This is a genomic window from bacterium SCSIO 12741 (assembly GCA_024398055.1).
Lineage (GTDB): Bacteria > Bacteroidota > Bacteroidia > Flavobacteriales_G > Salibacteraceae > SCSIO-12741.
Map to the genome: position 1 here is coordinate 2941901 of CP073749.1, position 19599 is coordinate 2961499.

Genomic DNA, 19599 nt, shown 5'->3' on the forward strand with positions numbered 1-19599 from the left:
GGAAACTTTGACGATTAATTCATCCGTTGCACCGATGCTAAATTTGTAGCTTCGATGAACGCCGCTAAAATCCGGTTAATCGATTGATCCTCTGTCAAGTTGTCTTTTGACGTCCTTCTTCTTTAGATCTTCGCGTTTGTCGTAGAGTTTTTTACCCTGGGCCAAAGCAAACTCCAATTTGGCCAATCCATTTTCATTGATAAACAACTGAAGCGGAACAGCCGTGAGTCCTTTGGTAGTCAGGTTTTTTTCGATCTTCTTGATCTCTCTTTTTTGAAGCAAAAGCTTGCGTTCACGTCGAGGTACATGGTTGCTGTACGTACCCTGGGTATACTCCTCGATGTACATATTCACGGCAAAAACCTCTCCATCTTTTACCTGAATAAAGGACTCATTGATCTGGGCCTTACCCTCTCTCAGCGACTTAATTTCGGTTCCACGAAGTTGAATGCCAGCTACAAAACGATCCATCAATTGATACTCGAAGCTAGCACGTTTGTTTTTTATGCGTATGTCGTTCTTAAAGCGCTGATTAGCCATTTTGGGTATTCATGGGTTTAATAAAGAGGTTGGAGCACACCTGATCGGATAATACCAGGTCTTTTTGCTGGGTATTCACCTGCATCGAATAGTCGAACGTGTTTACTTCTTTCACGGTTACCGTTGTACCCAAATGCAGATTCAGCTTGTCCAGGTGTTTAAGAAATTCTTTCGATGAGTTTTTTACGCCAACGATCACAGCCGATTCTCCTTCAGCCAAATCACCTAACACCTTGCGGTTTTCCGCGATGATCTCGCCATCTTCACTCGGAATAGGGGATCCATGAGGATCGTAGTCGGGAGAGCCGATGTAGGCATGAAGTCTTCGAATGAGCTCAGGGCTTTGAATATGCTCCAGCTGTTCGGCTATTTCGTGAACTTCATCCCAGTTAAAATGCAGCTTTTCCACCAAAAAGGTTTCCCAGATTCGGTGTTTACGAATGATATTAAGCGCCGTTCTTTTTCCGGAATCACTGAGGGTGACACCATGGTAGGGCTTATAGTGAACCAGGTCCTTGGAGGATAGCTTTTTTACCATATCCGTCACTGAGGAGGCCTTGGTCCGCATCCGTTTAGCCAGTTCATTGGTAGACACCGGCTTTTTTTTCTGGGCCAACAAGGAGTAGATCTCCTTCAGGTAGTTCTCTTCGGTAAGGGAGTTCATCGGTGGCAAAAGTAAATTAATCCACCCGATTGAATGGGTCGGAAAAGTGGGTGGATTACAAACTCATTTTGTCTTTGAGTCGGGCAGCCTGCCGGCGGGAAATCTCAATTTTGTCTCCCCCTTTAAGTTCAACCAACAATCCTCCATTAAACCAGGGCTCAATGTTGTCAATCCACTTTAGGTTGATGATGTGCTTTCGATTGGCCCTGAAAAACTCTTTGTCATCCAGGCGCTTATCCAGGTTGTTGAGTGATTTAAGAATAAGCGGTTTCTTGTCTTCAAAGTAAACCCTTACGTAGTTTCCAATCGATTCGAAGAGTTTAATATCCCTTAGGTGAACAAACCAACAGCGCTCACCGTCTTTGATAAACACCTGATCGCCTCCGGTAAGCTGTTCCCGCTTACTGTCGCGAATCATTTGTTCTTTGTTTTCCTGAATGATTTTCAGGGCCTTATTTAGGGCAACCGAAAAACGCTCTTCCTCAACCGGCTTCAGGATGTAGTCCATGGCATTTACCTCAAAAGCTTTGATGGCAAATTCGTCGTAGGCTGTTACAAAGATAACGTGGGGAGCACGTTCCAATTCTTCGAGTACGTCAAATCCTGTTTTACCAGGCATGTGAATGTCCAGAAATACCAAATCCGGATCAAGTTCAGTGATTCCGGCAATAGCCTCATCCGGATCGCCAAAATCGCCAATGATTTCAATTTCCTTATGCTCTTCCAAAAGACGGGACAGTTCTTTTCGGGCCAGGCGTTCGTCGTCTACGATAATGGTTCTAATCTTCATCTTTTTTCTGTTTTGGTATCTTGATTTCGGTAATCACTTCATTCTTATTCAGGTTGCGGATGCTTAGGGAGGCTTCGTCGCCAAACAACAGTTTCAGGCGTTCGCGGGTATTGGTCAATCCAAATCCGGTTTCAGGAACGGCATTGGGATCATATTGCCCGGTGTTGGTCACCGACAAATGCAGGTGACTACCATTTACCTTGGAGTTAATCTTTAGTGTACCGCCTGAGGGTATGTGAGAAATTCCGTGTTTGATTCCATTTTCCACCAAGGTTTGTACCATGAGAGGAGGAACCTGAAAACGTTGGCTATTCGGATCGAGATCAATTTCTGTGGTGAGTCGTTCTTCGTATCGGTAGCTTTCAATGGCCAGGTAATCCTTGACCAGCTTAATTTCTTCTTCAAAGGGAATCGTTTTTTGGCGCCCCATGAGTAAGTTGCTCCGCAGAATATTGGAGAGTTGCGTGATGGCTTGTTTCGCTATTTTGGGGTCCTCATCCACCAGTGCACGAATGGTGTTCATCGAGTTAAAGATGAAGTGAGGATTTAACTGGGACTTGAGTTTATTCAACTTAATCTCATGAATACTCGCTTCCCATTTCAGGTTTTTGATTTCTTCCGCTTTGTAGTTCTTGAAGAAGTGGTAGAAGAAATAGATCAGGGACCACAGGATGAACAGGATAACCAAGCTGGCATATTGCTGAACCAGGCCGCTCCAATAGTAATTTCGGGGAAGCCCCAAAATCAAGATGTTAATTCCTGAATAACTGATTTCAAATAAAGCGGCAACTGCAAACGAACCCAAAAAGAACCGGGGAATCATGTCGCTGATGGAAAGCTCCAACCAGTGATTTCTAACAATGATTTCTCGATAGAGGTGAGATAGCGTCAAGCCCAAAATGTAGGCCACCAGCATCGTAGTGACCAAATCCATTCCGGTGGGAGCATCGGCCAGCAGATTCATAAAGTAGACCACTACAATGTAGGCCGACCAGCCGATCAGTTGACACAGGATATATAAGCGCCGAATCTCCATCTTCCAAAAATAACCGTTCACTATTCAGATGGAAGTAAAACTACAGGAAAGGGGCAGATTCTAGGTATGAAGTTCAGCTTGACTGGATGAATGGTTGTTGGTCAAAACACGTAAAACTACTTGTTGTTAATCAGATGCCATCGTAATACCTTGCTTCAGTTATGCCTAACTATTCTGGAAAAGCCCCAGCCCAATCTAATGCTAAACCCGCTGCTGCATCTCATTCTGATCGTGGTTCTGTTGGACCGGTGGCTCAAACGGTAGCTGCAGAACCAGTGGTACAACGAGTAATGAAAGTAGGTGGAAATCCAACAGATGAAGGTCAGGCTTACGCAGATTTGGTGAACCACAAAAAGAATTTTGCTGAGAAAAATGAGAAGATTCTTAAGGCTCATTTGTTACCCGCTTTTAGTGCTGATGGAAGAAAATTTGACGACATAGACGATGTCTATTTTGACGCCTGGATAGTGCTGCAAGACTATGAGATGTTATTGAATCCTAAGGGAGCGGGTTCAGCCAAGAAATTTATAGCCGATCAAATTGAATTACAGAACAAGGTCAAAGTATTCCGGCACTTTTACACCGGACTTTTTACCACCGCTGGATATGAGCACGAATTCGCACAGATGAGGGATGGTCCATTAAGAGGAGTGTCTCATTTGGAGTTAGCCGAATTTTCACCCGCGATGCCTCTGACCGGAATTAAATTTATTCTGGAAACCGATGCAGCCAATGCTTTGGAGTTGGTGAGCCCACCTTTTATTGTGGCTTCTTTGCCTGGTAAGCCAGTTCCTCTAAGTGGTCCGGTAGTGGAAATTGATAAGTTACTAACTCAGTCTTTGGACGCCTCAAAAAAGGCCTTGAAAATTGGAGTGCGAACGTCCTATAACCCGTTTAACACGACGACATTTAGCGCATCGATGAAAGATTTTATCGCTCGAGTGGGGGCGGACTTGGGCATAAAACCACATATGAAAGATGTAATGCCCTTGGAGACTCATCATTACAGCCACATCACCGACGTAGATAAATTTCCGCAGAGTCAGGTAGATAAGGCAACGGTAAATAATATTCAGGTCGAGCAAATCACTAAAGGTGGTTATGGAGTTACTTCCTCTCAGCTCAACTTTGCCACCGATGCTCAATCCATAGTGGATATGGATCGAATTCATGGTTATAACAATCACCCGTTCCAGGATCCCATGGCTTCAAAGGTTTTGGTTGAAATCGATATGCATCTCAAGCAACTCTTTGTTGCTCCAAGCTATGAATCATCGGAAATGAAATCTTTCGGAGTTCTCTTTCGGCGTAAGTTATCCGGACTTATGGCCGAATTTTCTCATGATTATGCACTTGCTAAACAAAGGGCAACCAAAACATATGCACAGTCCCAACGAAATTCTAACTCGGTTCACCCTATTACCGACAAGAATGAGTTTATTATGCATGCCAATTTTAGTAGTTACGTAAAAGATGTAACTGGAACTTGGGCGAAGGACCATTTGGCCAGTTTGGCTGAAGGCATGCTTAAAGGGGGAGATTGGGTCGCTCTTTGGGCTTTGGTGAACCGGGTGGAGAAAATGAATATTCCGCTGCCCTCCAATTTAGCCAATCCACAGTCGAGCGAAGGTAAGTTTGTAAAGGCAAAATGGAAGGATTACGAAACTAAGGTGAAGCAATCACTGGCTTCATTTAAGCTTTTTGTGGACAAGAAGGTTAAAGGTCAACGAACCACAGAACAAGATCGATACGTCAAAAAAGAAATGCACGAAACCAGTAACCTCAATATCGGAGCACGGCCCGACACCTACCTGGATCCACAAAAGGTTCAGATGGGACAAGTTTGGAAGGGAAAGCGACTTCACGTAGCCGAAATCCGCCGGGGAGGAACGGTGAAAATGCTGGATGCGTTGGCCCAGAAAATTCAGGAACCTAAGTCTAAAGATGATTTTGACTCCGTTGAAGCCGATACCAAGCGATTTGTGGAAGACCTTGACTTAGTCTATGAAAGGGTAAAGGCCGGGAATTTAGGAAAAAAGGAGAAAGAACATTTACACCAATTCTTTGAAGAAAGTAAGGTTAAACTCGATAATATTTGGCTTCCGGCTCGAGCCAAATATCAAAATACCGAGCACTACAGTAAATGGTTAAGTATGGTGGAACCAGCTTATTACTTGGTGGAGAAAGGTATCTTGGATACCGCTTGATTCAATCGCCTGACTTAGCGGTTCCCAATCAAATAATAACCACAAGTGGTGTAGAAATTGCGCAAGTAGGGAATGCTGCCAACCAAGGGAAATTGCTTCCTGGGTTTCAATCCGAATTTGAATTTATAGATGGGGTTGAACAGAAACAAGGTTTTCACCAAAATCTTGTACTGATTACTCTTGCACAAATGTTCAAACTGACCCAGGGAAATTCGGGTATCCTTAACTTCTATCAATCCTTCAATAGTCTTTTCGCTTTCTCCAAAAGCTTTTAAGACGCTTCGGTAAAGACCATAGGGAAGTAAGTGATAATAGGGAAGACGAGCAGCCCATTTGTTCTTAGCCACTTGTTGATGACCGCCGAATGGCATTTGCCAGGGAGGGAAACCAAAGAATACCTTACCATCAGGTTTTAGAATGTCCTTCAGTTTCTTCATCAACTTGTCCTGATCATGGATGTGTTCGATCACATCTTTCAATACAATCAGGTCAAAGGTTCCTAATTCTTCGGCAAAGTCGGTATCGTAAATGTTTTTAGAAACCAAATGAGCCCGCCCTTCTTTGACTTCAGGCTCTAAGAATTTCATGGCCAATTCGTAGCGTGAATGTTGAAGTTCAACTCCTACACCCTGGCATCCGCGGTCCAAAAAGCCTTTGAGCACACCTCCTTCGGCGCACCCGATTTCCAGAACACGGGTTTCCGATGTGATTTCCATTCCTTTTTCAATAAATGGAATCACGTACTCTACGCAATTCTGAAGTTGGGTATTAAAGTACCAGGTTTTGTTGCTGTGAAATTCCATGAAGCTTATCAGGTTTGAAGAACACCTACGTTAAAGGGTTTTTCAATCGGTTTTTTGTTTGCCGCTTCTATTCCCATGCCAATCCAGGTACGCGTATCTGTTGGATCGATGATTGCATCCAACCAAAGGCGACTTGCCGCATAGTAGGGAGTGGTCTGCTTATCGTATCGCTCAGTGATGGTTTTGAGCAACTCTTCTTCTTTTTCTTTGGAGATTTCTTCCCCTTTGGCCTTAAGACCAGCTACTTGGATTTGAAGCAGCGTTTTGGCAGCTTGAGCACCACCCATCACAGCTACTTGAGCAGTAGGCCACCCTACGATCAATCGAGGGTCGTATGCCTTTCCACACATGGCGTAGTTTCCAGCTCCGTAGGAATTCCCCATAATGATGGTGAACTTAGGAACAACGCTATTTGAAACAGCATTTACCAATTTGGCGCCGTCTTTAATGATTCCAGCATGTTCGGATTTGGATCCAACCATAAAACCAGTAACATCTTGTAGGAACACCAATGGAATTTTCTTCTGGTTGCAATTCATAATAAAGCGAGCAGCTTTATCGGCAGAGTCGTTGTAGATAACGCCTCCAAATTGCATTTCGCCTTTTTTAGACTTAACCAGTTCCCGCTGATTGGCCACAATTCCCACGCTCCATCCTTCGATGCGGGCATAGGCGCAAACTATGGTTTGTCCGTACAGTTCTTTATACTCTTCGTATTCTGAATTATCGACCAGGCATTCAATAATGTTTCTAACGTCGTAAGGCTTCGCTCTTGACTCGGGCATAATGCCATAGAGATCAGTCGATGGCTTTTTGGGCTCCTTGATCTCCTTGCGGTCAAATCCCGCTTCATCCATGTGCCCGACTTTGTCCATCAGTTTTTTGATGCGGTCCAGACAGTCTTTGTCGTCTTTGGCCTTGTAGTCGGTAACACCCGAGATTTCACAGTGCGTAGTGGCACCACCAAGCGTTTCATTATCGATCGATTCACCGATTGCCGCTTTCACCAAATAAGATCCAGCCAGGAAAATGGTTCCTGTTTTGTCTACGATCAACGATTCGTCAGACATAATAGGAAGGTAAGCCCCACCAGCCACACAGCTTCCCATCACCGCAGCGATTTGAAGAATGCCTTGGGAGGACATTTGAGCATTGTTGCGGAAAATTCGCCCAAAGTGTTCTTTGTCTGGGAAAATCTCATCCTGCATCGGCAAGAAAACACCCGCACTATCTACCAGGTAAATAATGGGTAGGTTGTTTTCCATGGCAATTTCCTGAGCCCTTAGGTTTTTCTTTCCGGTAATAGGGAACCAGGCACCAGCTTTTACCGTGGCGTCATTAGCCACAATCATACACTGCCGTCCGGCCACGTAACCGATAACCGTGACTACACCACCAGCTGGACAGCCGCCATACTCAGGGTACATCTCATAACCGGCGAAAGCACCGATTTCGATGGTACGGGAATTATCGTCTACCAAATATTCTATACGCTCACGGGCTGTCATTTTACCCTTGCCGTGGAGCTTGTCAATTTTTTTCTGACCGCCTCCCAAATGAATTTTTTCCAGCTTCTTCTTTAGCTTGGATAGGGAAAGGCGCATTACATCTTCGTTGCGGTTAAACTCGAGATCTTGCTTCATAAAAGTATTCCGATTCGGGGAGGACAAATGTAATAGAGAATAGGCTCATAATAATCGAAGAAAAAATACATTAATTTGAATTTTTAATTCTTTGGTCGAAGTATTTATTGTTTGGGCCTAAATATTAAGGAACAAATCAATCACTCTAATGAAAGTCCAATTCTCAGTAACAATATTCTTCCTTTTTATAGCCAACTTTTCACTTTGCGAAGAATTTAAATCGTCAGATTTTGAAAATATTATATGCTTGAAAGGCAAATGTATAGGAGTGAGGGATTTAGGGGAGCAAATTGAAATTGAAACATATGATCGCCAATCAAACTCTTCAGAGAATTTAAAGTACCCGTTTTATTCAAAAAAAGAGAAGTCATTATTTCAGCGAAAAGGTGGCAGGTTCATCAGTGCCAAGGTGTGGGGTGATTGTATTTATTTCTTTTTTCGATTTGAATCAGATAAGAATAAAAAATGGGAGATATTTTCCAAGGTTTATGAAATAAATACTGGACAGTTTCATTCGGATGCAAAATTGCTGTTCGTGCAAAATCAATTACGTTCCGGTGAATTGGAGTTTTATGATATCCATGTTTTCCAAAATGAAAAATATTTATTCTTCGGTGCTAACAATAATGATGGTGGAAATGTATTGAGAATGAGATATGAAGTGCTGTTCTTTGATAAAAATCTGAATTCTATCGATTCATTAAAAACCGATTATAAATTCGGCGCTCAAATCTTTCCTGCGGAATATCATGATAATCTTGAAGGTGATTTTGCAATATTGCTAAGACAGAAGAAAAATCTCATAAAAAGGCATCTTCGCGAGTATTTTTATTTTGATACTGAAGAAATATATACACTTTATACTTGGAAGGAAAACTTAAAAAATAATCTATCGGTAAAATTTGAATCTTCAAGCGCTTTTGTGAAATTGATGAGCCCTTTCATTCTATCTAATGGCGACGTTGGGGTAGTGGGTACATATAGAAATGTTGTACCTGAAAATTACAAAACTCAAGGAGTTCATGGAGTAGAATATTATTTATTTAAAGGAGATCAATTAGAATTGGAGAGAACTAATAGGGTTAGGATTGAAGATTTAAGCGAAGGACAATTAATAAACGATTGGAAGAAAACTCATGAGCATGAATTTTCCAATCGGGATCAGAATGAAACTCTTAAGTCCAGATATGAACCAGAATTTGAAGAATCGGTGGGGGCGATGGTATCTACAGCCCATGATTTATTACCTGCTCACTTCGATTATTTGAATGGGAAACTAATTGGATGTTTTCGTGTAGGGGATATTATTCCTTCACTTGTAACCAGAAATACTTCCACAGGAGGCCACGCGTCTCATTTACAAGTCAATTATTATTTGAGGAAAAGTATTGTTATGGAATTCATAGGCAACTCTTATAAGTTTCATGGAGGAGTAACTGGGAATCAAATTGCCGCGTATACGGGAGATAGAAATTATGTAACTCTTAGATTTAGTTTGGGAGATATTGTTGTTTCAGATGAGGGGTGGCATATTTATCAATTGAATGGGAATAATGCTATTATTATTGCAAAATTGAATTCAGACCTTGAGATTGTCGAATATGTTCATCAATTAGGAGATAATACGGTTGATACATTCACTGATTTTGGTAACATTTCCAGTTTGTTACAATTTCTGAATTACAGAAAACCCAAGGTCAATTCAAAGAAATAATTGTCAATCAAAATTCTTACTAAAACCATGATAGCTAAGAGGATTATTTTCATCACACTAATTATAATTTTAATTACTTCTTTCGTAGGCTCATCTGTTTACGCCCAAGCCCGCGAAAAAATGGCCTCCGTTAGTTGGACTCCATTGATGAAAAAAGGAAAGGGCTACTTCTACGAGGCCTATGTTTTTGAAAATGGGACCCATGTCTGCAGTTGGTTGGATGGCGAAACCTTCAACTTCGTGCAGTATGATGCAGATCTGGAGCTTAAGAAAAGCTTTCAGGTGGAGTGGCCCCACCAATCGGTGAAAGGAAAGTGTTTCCTGATTGATATGTGGCAGTTTGGAGAGAAGATCGTCATTTTTACCCGTCAGAAGGTAAAAAGTGAAGAGCAATTTTACCTGTACGCGATGGTCATTGATCCGGCCACTTTAACGGTTGAGAAGGATCATTTTTTAATTGGAAAACAGAAATTTCTTCGTTCCTACGGTAAGGAATTGTTTGATGTGATTCCTGATAAAACGGGTAAGCATTTGTTCTTTGGATATAATTCTGCCGAATCGGGAGAAGATGATTTGTACTACCAGATTTATCTGTTTGACCAGAATATGGAAGTAGCCTTTGAACGTCAAGTTGAAATGGGAGAAGGTGAAGCGTTGTATACCCGTGATGTGGCCTTTAATGAAAAGGGTGATGTGGCGTTACTGGCTTATCGAGCCAAGGAAAAACAGGAGCGTGTAAAGGGAGAGTCAAGTTTCTACTACACCGTAGGGGTGCTTCGTGATGGCGACGACGAACCGATTACCAATAAAATTGACTTTGGCGAAAACTGGATTTCGGGTGCCGGAATTGGTTTTGATGCCAATAGCGAAGTGATCGTGGCGGGGTACTATTCTGGTATTCGCCCCAACCGAGTAAATGGAAGTTTCATTACCCGAGAGGAGAATGGGGACATGACTCCGGTTAGTTTCCATGAATACAGCATTGAAGAAATCGGTCGATTCTTATCTGAAAAAGGGGAGAAGAAGGCCAAAAAGAAAGAAGAAAAAGGAAAGGAGTTGGAACTCCCGGATTATGACGTATTGGAAGTTCATGAATTTAAAGGAAGTGTTTTTATGGTGGGTGAAATGGATTACGTGGTGGAGTCTACCCGATACGATGCCAATGGAAATATGTACACTACCTATTACTACCACCAGGAAGATGCTATGGTTACCCGTTTTGATAGCGACGGCAACATCGAATGGATGACCCGAATTCCGAAACATCACATTACCACCAATAACGGTCGCTCACCTCGTGGTTCGCACCTCTTTACCCGAATTGGAGATGATTTGGTATTCGTATACAACGATCACCTGAGAAACCATACGGAGTACAATCCGAAGAAGATTTATACCTGTCCTTCCGGCGGAGACGAGTCGGTTACGGCGGTGGCCAAAATTGACCTCGATGGTGACTTAACCCGAGACTTTCTTTACAATGTGGAGGATGAGGCTATTTTCACCTTAGTGAATTTAGGAACGGTGGATCCCAGAGGGGGATTCTTCCTGTATACCTATAAGAAGAAAAACTACAAACTGGCCTATATCCGATTTGAAGAATAGAAGTTCTTCTTAATAAAAGGGCGCGCTTCGTTACCGAGATTAAAGATCAGGTCCAAAACACTTAAGTTCGGTAGAAAGGGGGCTCCGTTGTCCATGAATACCTGATGGTAGGAAGGAAATGGATGGGGAGCGTTGAAGTCATTTTTCTTTCCACCTCGAATGTCAATGCCCGCCCATTCGGTTTGGTATTCGTCGGTCAATTGATAATCCTTTTCCAGTTCCAAGGTATCAAGGATCCAATCGTGCACTTTTAGATTCAAATCGAGAAGAAAGGTCTCTTGTCCGTGCAGGAGCGTGTGGATGTCCTCTTCGTAATATTCAAAAAAAGGGGAGGATGAGTAAGCTGCTTTTAAGGCTCGCCAATGGGTTTGAGGCCAATTCTCCTGGTAAGAAATCTTGATGTCTCTGGTCTTGGTTTTGGAACTTCTCCCACCCAGCAACACCGAAAGAGTCAATGGGCCATGGTTGCCATAAATCACATACCTGCTGCGGTAAGTTTGCTTTAGAAAATGCTCGTGAACTTCAAACCAGTTTTCCCGGTTCAGGAGTTGCCCGTACCAGCTGATCGGCCCGAAAAGGCAAATCGGAGCCAGTACTTTGGAATCGTGTTCAGGGGAATTACTCAATCCAGCGGAAAATACGTTCGGTTCTCACCTTGCCATCAAACCAACCCAGATCTTTATCCAAAGACATCCAAATGAAGGAAGCTTTTCCAACCACGTGATCTTCGGGAACAAAACCCCAGAAACGACTATCCAAGGAGTTGTGACGGTTGTCTCCGATGAGGTAGTAGTAGTTCATTTTGAAGGTGTACTCTGTGGCTTCTTCACCATTGATGTAAATTTTGCCATCGGCAACAGAGAGATCATTTTCTTCAAAAACACCGATGATTCTACGGTACTTCGGTAGTTCTTTTAAAGTAAGAGCAATGGTTTCACCTTTCTTAGGTATCCAAAGAGGACCAAAATTATCCTCGTTCCAAGGGAAGGCCGGATCATTAGGAAAGATTCGAGAACCTTGAATTCCGGTTCCAGGCTCTTTGATTTGAGGTTCAATTCCTTTAATGGAACTCAACTTGTCCATTTTCTCTTTTACGTGAAGAGGCATGGGTAATACCTTGCCGAGATCATTGGAAAAACCTCCATCGTAATCTTCGAAGCTAATTCCAAAGTCACTTTTCAGCGTTCTCTTGTTGAGGTGTGGAGCGTTTACAAAATACTTGTACTGCATCAAGGGAGGAACATAACCTTCTTCTCCATTGATATAAAGAATTCCATTTTTGATCTGTAGTGTATCTCCAGCAATAGCCACACAGCGCTTCACATAGTTTTCCCGTTTGTCTACTGGGCGAGCGGTTATGCTGTAACCTTCCTGAACCACTTTAGAAGCCATTCCTCGGGGCATTCCTTGCTGCATCATCATACGAACTCCGTCGTTCCAGTATTTTCTCGGCATTCCATTGTACAAGTAATCCCGTCCCTGTTCTTTTCCAAAGAGTTGTTGATACTCGCTAAGGATGTCGTAGTAGCTCCGGTTTTGTTGTTCCAGGCAAACGGTATCTCCAGCTGGGAAGTTAAACACCACCACGTCGTTCCGCTCCACGTCTCCCAATCCAGGTAAACGGAAGTGAGGCAATTTCATCCACTCCAGGTAAGATGGAGCATTGGTAAATGGAATCGAGTGGTGAACAAATGGAATAGCCAAAGGCGTTTTTGGTGATTTGGGCCCATAGGCTACCTTACTTACAAATAGGTAGTCTCCCACCAAAAGAGATTTCTCCATAGAGGAAGAAGGAATGGTATAGGCTTCAAACACATAAGTACGAATAATGCTGGCGGCCACGATCGCAAAAATGATGGCATCTCTCCACTCCACAGCCGCGGTTCTTTTGGTTGGCGTGTCGGAGTACCCTTGAAAGGTGGTTTTCTTGTCCATTCCAATCATCGGTAAATAAACGAAGGGCACGAAGAAAGAGAGTAGGGCAGGTATGTCGCCGCGTTTTCCGAAACCAACGGCTAGGTTAAAACTCATAACCATGATCATCAAAATGTTTACCCCTGGGAAAATCAAGAGTAACAACCACCACCAAGGTTTTTTCATGATTTGAAGCCAGATCACCAGGTTGTATACAGGTACGAGGGCTTCCCATCCTTTGCGACCCGCTTTTTCGAACAGCAAATAGAGTCCGAAATGCATGGCAAGGGTAATGATGAGATAGATTGCGATTGTCATGGTTTATAAGTTAAAGTCCGAGTAGATTGTTCATGTTATACACTCCAGTTTTACCGTGACAAAATTCAGCGGCTAATACAGAGCCCAGAGCAAATCCTTTGCGGTTGTGGGCTTCGTGTTTAAAGGAGAGGGTATCAATAGAGGAAGAATAGAAAACCTCATGGGTTCCGGGAACCTCTGGAAGTCTTTTGGCGGTGATCACCAAATCTTTGTCTTCTTCACTTTCGTCCAATTTCCAGGATTCTTTGCGGTCGATCTGTCCCAGAATTTTTTCAGCCGCGGTAATGGCGGTACCACTGGGGGCATCCAGCTTTTGAGTATGATGAATTTCTTCCATACTCACTTGGTACTCTGGATAACGATTCATGATTTCAGCCAGGTATTCGTTAACCTTAAAGAAGATGTTGACTCCCAAACTAAAATTTGAGGCATAAAATAGACAGCCCTTGTTGTCATTCACTTGCTGCACCACGGCATCAAATTCATCATACCAACCGGTAGTTCCAACCACAACGGGAACACCCGCTGAAACGCATTTTTGAATATTGTTCACGGCAGCTTCAGGGCGGCTAAATTCGATAGCCACATCCGTTCCAGCAAGATCTCCTGGGGTGAAATCGGCATTTTCCCGAGTCACTTTCAAGCTAATCTGGTGTCCGCGATCCAAAGCAATTGCTTCGATCTCACGGCCCATTTTTCCATATCCGATGAGGGCAATATTCATTTAAAACGAAGTTTGATTTTCAAGCCCAGTCCGGGAGGTTGCATCCGGTAAAGATCGGGCATCGTGACGGAAGGGCGAAAAGAAAGGCTAAGGTTGTCGCTTACATCAAAATACTTGAGGTGGGCATCTACGGTAGCGTCCACAATTTGAAGTAAGTAAACCAAGGCTACACCGGCAATGGCCAATTCCATGTTTCGCTGATGACGACGCATTTCCGATTCCAAACCACTGGCATTGATATTGGGAAAGTGATTGGTTTTATCCGAGGTGCTATCTATGGTAGCAATGTAAGAATCGCGGTAACGGTTGTATTGGTTGTAACTGTTTATGGATAGGTAGACCAATCCACCGCCCACAGCATAGATAAGCGGTACCTTCCAATATTTCTGGTTGTAAATCTGGCCACCGCCTGGAATAACAGCCGATAAAATGGCCGCCTTTTTAGGCGAGTGCTGCCTCATAAGGGCACTGTCAGAAATAGCCAGGTGAACGGTATCCGTTGCTTCGGCACGTATGGCCACATCATCATCATTTTGCCCCCAAAGGACGGGAGACAAAACACATAAAAACAAACCCAGAAGAAGGCACTTTTTCCGCATCGCTGCGAATTTAAGGAAACTAAGTGGTAGGGGCCGAATTGCCCTGGAAGTTAATGTTTTAATTTCTTAATGAGGCCCTTCAATTCTTTCTCGTCATTGAAGTGGAAAACGATCTTTCCTTTTCCTTCCTGGCCTTTTTGGATTTGGATCTTACTTTCATAGTTTTCAGTAAGTTGATCCAACCAAATCTTTTCTTTACTGTTCAAAGGATTGCGGCCACCACGAGATTTACTCTCCTTTTCACCGCCTTCTTCTCGGGAATTTACCCGAACCAAATCTTCCACTTTACGAACGGAAAGATTTTCGTTGACGATTTTTTCAAAAATAAGGAGTTGTAAGTCCGGATCATCAATTCCCAAAAGGGCACGAGCATGTCCCATGGAAATGGATTTGTCACGAATGCCCAATTGAACGGCACCTGGTAATTTTAGAAGACGCAGGTAATTGGTCACCGTACTTCGGCGTTTACCGACTCGCTCCGCCAGGGCTTCTTGAGTTAATTCGCACTCTTCGATAAGGCGCTGGTATGAAATGGCAACTTCAATAGCATCCAGATTTTCCCGCTGAATGTTTTCAATCAAGGCCATTTCGAGCATAGCCTGATCGTCTGCAATGCGGACGTACGCTGGAACTTCGGTCAATCCTGCTTCTTGCGAGGCTCTAAAACGACGCTCTCCAGAAATGAGCTGGAATTTGTCGTTCCCCATTTTTCGAACCGTAACCGGCTGAATCAAGCCATGAACACGAATGGATTGAGCCAACTCGTTCAATGCTTCTTTGGAAAACTGCGTTCTTGGCTGAAAAGGGTTTGCCTCAATATCAGCTACTGCGATGGTGGCTATAGAACCAGCAACCGGACCTGATGATGGGGCGGAAGACGAAGAGGGGGTAAATCGATTGGACGTAATATCCGTCTCCGAGTTCTCCAGTAAGGCACTCAGGCCTCTTCCTAATGCTCTTTTCTTATTCGCCATCCTTTACCTCAATTATTTTCTCTTCGTCCGACAATCGAGTCAAGTTGTTCTTCTGCAAAATTTCGCGAGCCAGGTTCAGGTAGTTTACCGAACCCTTGCAGTTAGCGTCAAACATGATGGCAGTTTCCCCGTAACTTGGAGCTTCACCCAATTTTGTATTTCGGAATACGATGGTATTGAACACCAACTGTTGGAAGTGCGTTTTCACCTCTTCCACCACCTGATTTGCCAATCGTAAACGCTGGTCGTACATGGTCAGCAGCATGCCTTCCACTTCCAGGTCCTTGTTGAGTAAGTTCTGTACAATTTTGATTGTATTGAGCAATTTGCCCAATCCTTCCAAAGCGAAGTATTCACATTGGATCGGAACCAAAACAGAATCAGCAGCGGTCAAAGCATTAACCGTAACCAGTCCTAAGGATGGAGAGCAATCAATGATGATAAAGTCGTAATCGTCTTTGATGGGATTCAAAGCCATCCGCATCATTTTTTCCCGGTTTGGAAGATTGATCATTTCAATCTCAGCACCAACCAGATCAATGTGACCCGGCAACACGTCAAGATTTGGGCTCTCCGTGTGTAGAATGATGTCTTTGGGATTGACATTGTTGATGATGCATTCGTAAATGCTGGTTTTAATGTTTTTGGGATCAAAACCTACCCCGGAAGTGGCGTTAGCCTGCGGGTCGGCGTCTACAATTAATACCTTCTTCTCCAAAACACCCAGGCTAGCTCCCAAATTGATAGCCGTGGTCGTTTTTCCTACTCCACCTTTCTGATTGGCAATTGCAATTATTTTTCCCATTCCGGAAATCTTTTATAATGATTCGTGATGATCTGAATTAACTGTCTCACGTCCAGTAGTTTGTAGTGAAATGAAAAAACACGGGAACGGGAGATTACACAAAGGCTAAAAGTACTTCTTTTGCATCCAATGGGCCTCTGGCTACATTTGCTTTTATAAACAAAGTATAAACACGAATCTGTTGACAAGGTATGATTACGGTAATTTGCGGAACGAACCGAAATAACAGCTATACCCGAGTGGTGTGCGAGCACCTGCAGAAGATGCTGAAAATGAAGGGTATTCCTTGCGAATTGGTGGATGTGTCTGAGCTGCCCATGGACTTTTATGTCAACAACGAGGTCTACGGAAATCCTACTCCGGAGTTCACAGCGCTGCTGGATCGAAGTATTTCTTCTTCTGACAAGTTTGTGTTTGTTACCCCGGAATACAACGGGAGCTTTCCAGGAATCACCAAGACTTTTATCGATAGCTTTCTCCCGGCTCGTATCCGTGGGAAAAAGGCTGCCTTGGTAGGTGTTTCCTCGGGTCGTGCTGGAAACCTACGAGGTATGGATCACTTGACGGGAGTGCTCAATTACCTCAATATGATCGTGTTGCCTTTTAAGCCTGCCATTGCCCATTGCAATCACCTGATTGATCTGGACAGTCGCACTATCCAGGATGCGAAAACCCAGAGCCTATTGGATGATTTTATCACCCAGCTGGAAGCCCTTTAGCTAATTTGATTTCGACTCTGCCGGGTTGATCTTGTAGGTATACAAATCGGAAACTTCCAACTGAACGGACCTGTCCTTAGTCATGTAGTGCTGAATTAGTTTGAGGTAGTTTTCATACCTGATCTTGGTCCTTTTTCTGGATTTGAAACCATGGTACAAGGTACTAATGCCGAAGCCAATTAAGGCTATTCCGAGCATATAGATCAAAATCGATAGGGCAATAAAAACACCATAGCTGGTATAAAAGATTACAATGCTTAAAATGATTGACCCGGCAAGCAATTGCCCAATGGAATTGTACCAGATGTAACCCACCTTGATGTCCTTGGATTCAATTTCGCTGATCTTTTCTTTATTCCACCAATAAATATCTTCTCTGAATTTAAAGTTGGGGCAGAACTGTTCAAATGGGGTTTGGGTGTAGGTCTTCTTACAGAGCAATCCATGTTCAAAATCCTTTAACCGGTAATGACAAAGTGCACAGTGATCTATTTTAGGGGCGTTGCTCATTTGCTGGTAGTGGTTATCATTGGAAACAAGAACTACGAGCCAATTATAAATTAATTCGAACTAACCTCAACTGTTGTCTTTGAAAGTGATGATGACTTCCTGGGATTGACGGCACATTTTTTTATCAGCTGGACTACAGTTCTTGGAATTCATCCATTGTCACCACGGAGAGTTGTGCAATCTTTGTTAGTAGAATTGATTGCGATTTGATTAAAGAAATCTCCAACGAACAGTACCTGAATTTTCTAGAAAGACTCCCCAAAGATTACCGGGTATCTGTCTTTAACTCACAGGAATGGATTGCTCTTTATGGGGCAGGCTGAAGGTTTTTGGTTTGTTCGAAAAGGAGGACTTTCCCAAAGCTGCATTTTTAGCCTATCCTGACAAAAAGGGGCCGGTCAAAATGCTGAAAACACCACCTTATGCCTCCACGTGCCATTTGGTGATGAACAACCCGGGCCAGAATCGGGTAAAAAGACTCTCCAAGGAAAAGAAATGGATGAAGGAAATTGCGGCTTTTTTGAAAGAGCACTCGAAGTCGATCGTCTTTCTGGCATTTCCTCCTGAGTATATTGATTTTCAGCCTTTTTTGTGGGAGGGACTTAAGGTTACCCCGCAGTATACTTACAGGCTTGATTTGTCGAAGGAAGTAGCGGAGCTTGAAAAGGGGATGAGCCCTGAACGCAGAAACGATTTGAAACGGGCCACCAAAGACGGAGTGGAAGTCGAGGCTGTTTCGGATATTAACCAAGTTGAGATTCTTATTCAGAAAACTTTTGATAGAAAGGGAAAGAGTTTTGACCAATCCTTTGTCTCAAAAGTGTTGCAGGAATTTGCTAATGAGGGAAACTCCATCGCATTCATAGCCAAATACAAAGGTTGTTTTTGTGCCACCTCGTTTATAATTTTCAATTCAAATATTGCCTACTACATTTTCGGCGGTTACGATAGTGAAACTACCCATTCGGGAGCAGGCGCATTGACCCTTTGGGAAGCGATCAAGGCCTGTCGGGAAAGGGGAATAAAGACCTTTGACTTTGAAGGGAGTATGCTGCCAGAAGTGGAGCGGTATTTCAGAGGGTTTGGAGGGGAGATTACCCCGTATTATTTGGTGCATGGAAGTTCGAAGGCAATGGAGACCTTGTTGAAATTTAGAAACCCAGAACTGTTCTAATGAAAATTCTTATTTCGCACGACGTTGATCACATGTCCTATTGGGAACACACCGGAGATTTGATCCTTCCCAAGTATTTTGTTCGCTCTTGGCTCGAATTGGTCAAGGGTAAAATATCCGTCAAAGAGTTAGGGTACCGTCATGCTGCCTTGTTTCATAACCAATGGCAGCATATTCAGGAAATCATTGACTACAATTCAAGTATGGGCTTCAAGTCCACCTTTTTTCTGGGAATGAACAATGGTGTGGGGCTAAACTATCCCATTCATTACGCTGAAAAATGGATACCCAAAATCATAAGTTCAGGTTTTGAAGTTGGAGTTCATGGAATCAATTACGAAACCCTGGAGGGTATTCAGGAAGAGTACGATCGGTTTAAAGGCATTTCAGGTCTGGATTCATTTGGAATTAGGATGCACTACCTGAGAAAAACGGACGATACGTTCAAAAATTTATCCCAAGCCGGATACCTTTATGATGCAACTCAGATTGGTTACCGCAACCCTTATCGAGAAAATGGTTTTTGGAATTTTCCGATTCAAATCATGGATGGCTGGGTGGTTAATGGCAAAAAACGGTATCAGCTTAGAAATCTTGAAGAGTGTAAAACTTTCACCCTGAATGAATTTAAAAAGGCCGAAAAGGAAGGGCTGGAGTACTTGAGTATATTGTTTCATGATTGTTACTTCTCAGCAAGTTTCCATACCTGGTCTCAATGGTATAAATGGGTCGTCAACTATTTGAAGGAAGAGGGGCACGAATTCATTACCCACAAGGAAGCCATCTTGTCACTGGAAAAAGAAGAGGGGCAAAAGAAAGGGCTGCCAATAGCCGAATAGGGCTCACCCCTTGTTTTTGAA

At 43.2% G+C, this 19599-nt stretch carries 19 protein-coding genes; 6 read left to right on the forward strand and 13 right to left on the reverse strand.

Features of this window, described 5'->3' with window-relative positions; genetic code table 11:
• Window positions 1–75: 75 nt before the first annotated feature.
• Genes smpB through KFE98_12565 form a run of 4 tightly spaced genes read right to left on the reverse strand, consistent with a single transcriptional unit; the run spans window position 76 to window position 3030 of the window.
• Entirely contained in the window at window positions 76–540 is a 465-nt protein-coding gene (gene smpB, locus KFE98_12550) for an SsrA-binding protein SmpB (GenBank protein ID UTW60854.1), read from the reverse strand.
• A complete protein-coding gene (locus tag KFE98_12555) occupies window positions 533–1204 on the reverse strand; it encodes a metal-dependent transcriptional regulator (GenBank protein UTW60855.1) in 672 nt (223 codons plus the stop codon). The genes smpB and KFE98_12555 overlap by 8 nt, the downstream gene beginning before the upstream one ends.
• Before the next feature lie 55 nt (window positions 1205–1259).
• Window positions 1260–1988, reverse strand: coding sequence for a response regulator transcription factor (locus KFE98_12560; GenBank protein ID UTW64701.1), 729 nt, complete (start codon window positions 1986–1988; stop codon window positions 1260–1262).
• The gene (locus tag KFE98_12565; protein UTW60856.1) at window positions 1984–3030 is read right to left on the reverse strand and encodes a histidine kinase; all 1047 of its coding nucleotides are present in this window, start codon (window positions 3028–3030) and stop codon (window positions 1984–1986) included. Before KFE98_12565 ends, KFE98_12560 begins: the two co-directional genes overlap by 5 nt.
• A 161-nt stretch (window positions 3031–3191) precedes the next feature.
• Between KFE98_12565 and KFE98_12570 the strand changes: the two genes are divergently transcribed.
• Complete coding sequence (locus tag KFE98_12570; GenBank protein UTW60857.1) at window positions 3192–5237, forward strand: hypothetical protein; 2046 nt, start codon at window positions 3192–3194, stop codon at window positions 5235–5237.
• Between the two features lie 14 nt (window positions 5238–5251).
• Here KFE98_12570 and KFE98_12575 read toward each other — a convergent pair whose 3' ends face one another.
• Window positions 5252–6040, reverse strand: a complete 789-nt coding sequence (locus KFE98_12575; protein UTW60858.1) for a class I SAM-dependent methyltransferase — start codon at window positions 6038–6040, stop codon at window positions 5252–5254.
• Window positions 6041–6048: 8 nt separating this feature from the next.
• Entirely contained in the window at window positions 6049–7683 is a 1635-nt protein-coding gene (locus KFE98_12580) for an acyl-CoA carboxylase subunit beta (protein UTW60859.1), read from the reverse strand.
• Window positions 7684–7831: 148 nt separating this feature from the next.
• Between KFE98_12580 and KFE98_12585 the strand changes: the two genes are divergently transcribed.
• On the forward strand, window positions 7832–9397 hold the full coding sequence (locus KFE98_12585) for a hypothetical protein (protein UTW60860.1): 1566 nt from the start codon (window positions 7832–7834) through the stop codon (window positions 9395–9397).
• A 120-nt stretch (window positions 9398–9517) separates the two neighbouring features.
• A complete protein-coding gene (locus tag KFE98_12590; GenBank protein ID UTW60861.1) occupies window positions 9518–11002 on the forward strand; it encodes a hypothetical protein in 1485 nt (494 codons plus the stop codon).
• Here the strand turns inward: KFE98_12590 and KFE98_12595 are convergent.
• From KFE98_12595 to KFE98_12620, 6 genes are read right to left on the reverse strand one after another with little or no spacing between them, the layout of a single operon-like run.
• Window positions 10981–11628: a WbqC family protein gene (locus tag KFE98_12595; protein ID UTW60862.1), complete on the reverse strand. Its 648-nt coding sequence runs from the start codon at window positions 11626–11628 to the stop codon at window positions 10981–10983. The two genes, KFE98_12590 and KFE98_12595, sit on opposite strands and share 22 nt — an antisense overlap.
• The gene (locus tag KFE98_12600) at window positions 11621–13234 is read right to left on the reverse strand and encodes a S26 family signal peptidase (protein UTW60863.1); all 1614 of its coding nucleotides are present in this window, start codon (window positions 13232–13234) and stop codon (window positions 11621–11623) included. Before KFE98_12600 ends, KFE98_12595 begins: the two co-directional genes overlap by 8 nt.
• A gap of 10 nt (window positions 13235–13244) precedes the next feature.
• Window positions 13245–13958, reverse strand: a complete 714-nt coding sequence (dapB, locus tag KFE98_12605) for a 4-hydroxy-tetrahydrodipicolinate reductase (protein UTW60864.1) — start codon at window positions 13956–13958, stop codon at window positions 13245–13247.
• Window positions 13955–14557: a hypothetical protein gene (locus KFE98_12610; GenBank protein UTW60865.1), complete on the reverse strand. Its 603-nt coding sequence runs from the start codon at window positions 14555–14557 to the stop codon at window positions 13955–13957. Before KFE98_12610 ends, dapB begins: the two co-directional genes overlap by 4 nt.
• Before the next feature lie 50 nt (window positions 14558–14607).
• On the reverse strand, window positions 14608–15531 hold the full coding sequence (locus KFE98_12615; protein UTW60866.1) for a ParB/RepB/Spo0J family partition protein: 924 nt from the start codon (window positions 15529–15531) through the stop codon (window positions 14608–14610).
• Window positions 15521–16336, reverse strand: coding sequence for a ParA family protein (locus KFE98_12620; GenBank protein UTW60867.1), 816 nt, complete (start codon window positions 16334–16336; stop codon window positions 15521–15523). The genes KFE98_12615 and KFE98_12620 overlap by 11 nt, the downstream gene beginning before the upstream one ends.
• Window positions 16337–16527: 191 nt before the next feature.
• On the opposite strand from KFE98_12620, the gene KFE98_12625 reads away from it, so the two are divergent.
• Window positions 16528–17055: an NAD(P)H-dependent oxidoreductase gene (locus KFE98_12625; protein ID UTW60868.1), complete on the forward strand. Its 528-nt coding sequence runs from the start codon at window positions 16528–16530 to the stop codon at window positions 17053–17055.
• Here the strand turns inward: KFE98_12625 and KFE98_12630 are convergent, their stop codons facing one another.
• A complete protein-coding gene (locus KFE98_12630) occupies window positions 17056–17565 on the reverse strand; it encodes a DUF308 domain-containing protein (protein UTW60869.1) in 510 nt (169 codons plus the stop codon).
• Between the two features lie 295 nt (window positions 17566–17860).
• Between KFE98_12630 and KFE98_12635 the strand changes: the two genes are divergently transcribed.
• The gene (locus KFE98_12635) at window positions 17861–18739 is read left to right on the forward strand and encodes a GNAT family N-acetyltransferase (GenBank protein UTW60870.1); all 879 of its coding nucleotides are present in this window, start codon (window positions 17861–17863) and stop codon (window positions 18737–18739) included.
• On the forward strand, window positions 18739–19578 hold the full coding sequence (locus KFE98_12640; GenBank protein UTW60871.1) for a hypothetical protein: 840 nt from the start codon (window positions 18739–18741) through the stop codon (window positions 19576–19578). Before KFE98_12635 ends, KFE98_12640 begins: the two co-directional genes overlap by 1 nt.
• Window positions 19579–19599 lie beyond the last annotated feature (21 nt).

What these genes read in the sequence shown, in the direction of transcription:
- smpB (UTW60854.1), bottom strand. Translation starts at nt 540, where the DNA reads ATGGCTAATCAGCGCTTTAAGAACGACATACGCATAAAAAACAAACGT.
- KFE98_12555 (UTW60855.1), bottom strand. Translation starts at nt 1,204, where the DNA reads ATGAACTCCCTTACCGAAGAGAACTACCTGAAGGAGATCTACTCCTTG.
- KFE98_12565 (UTW60856.1), bottom strand. Translation starts at nt 3,030, where the DNA reads ATGGAGATTCGGCGCTTATATATCCTGTGTCAACTGATCGGCTGGTCG.
- KFE98_12570 (UTW60857.1), top strand. Translation starts at nt 3,192, where the DNA reads ATGCCTAACTATTCTGGAAAAGCCCCAGCCCAATCTAATGCTAAACCC.
- KFE98_12575 (UTW60858.1), bottom strand. Translation starts at nt 6,040, where the DNA reads ATGGAATTTCACAGCAACAAAACCTGGTACTTTAATACCCAACTTCAG.
- KFE98_12580 (UTW60859.1), bottom strand. Translation starts at nt 7,683, where the DNA reads ATGAAGCAAGATCTCGAGTTTAACCGCAACGAAGATGTAATGCGCCTT.
- KFE98_12585 (UTW60860.1), top strand. Translation starts at nt 7,832, where the DNA reads ATGAAAGTCCAATTCTCAGTAACAATATTCTTCCTTTTTATAGCCAAC.
- KFE98_12590 (UTW60861.1), top strand. Translation starts at nt 9,518, where the DNA reads ATGGCCTCCGTTAGTTGGACTCCATTGATGAAAAAAGGAAAGGGCTAC.
- KFE98_12600 (UTW60863.1), bottom strand. Translation starts at nt 13,234, where the DNA reads ATGACAATCGCAATCTATCTCATCATTACCCTTGCCATGCATTTCGGA.
- dapB (UTW60864.1), bottom strand. Translation starts at nt 13,958, where the DNA reads ATGAATATTGCCCTCATCGGATATGGAAAAATGGGCCGTGAGATCGAA.
- KFE98_12610 (UTW60865.1), bottom strand. Translation starts at nt 14,557, where the DNA reads ATGCGGAAAAAGTGCCTTCTTCTGGGTTTGTTTTTATGTGTTTTGTCT.
- KFE98_12615 (UTW60866.1), bottom strand. Translation starts at nt 15,531, where the DNA reads ATGGCGAATAAGAAAAGAGCATTAGGAAGAGGCCTGAGTGCCTTACTG.
- KFE98_12620 (UTW60867.1), bottom strand. Translation starts at nt 16,336, where the DNA reads ATGGGAAAAATAATTGCAATTGCCAATCAGAAAGGTGGAGTAGGAAAA.
- KFE98_12625 (UTW60868.1), top strand. Translation starts at nt 16,528, where the DNA reads ATGATTACGGTAATTTGCGGAACGAACCGAAATAACAGCTATACCCGA.
- KFE98_12630 (UTW60869.1), bottom strand. Translation starts at nt 17,565, where the DNA reads ATGAGCAACGCCCCTAAAATAGATCACTGTGCACTTTGTCATTACCGG.
- KFE98_12635 (UTW60870.1), top strand. Translation starts at nt 17,861, where the DNA reads ATGGATTGCTCTTTATGGGGCAGGCTGAAGGTTTTTGGTTTGTTCGAA.
- KFE98_12640 (UTW60871.1), top strand. Translation starts at nt 18,739, where the DNA reads ATGAAAATTCTTATTTCGCACGACGTTGATCACATGTCCTATTGGGAA.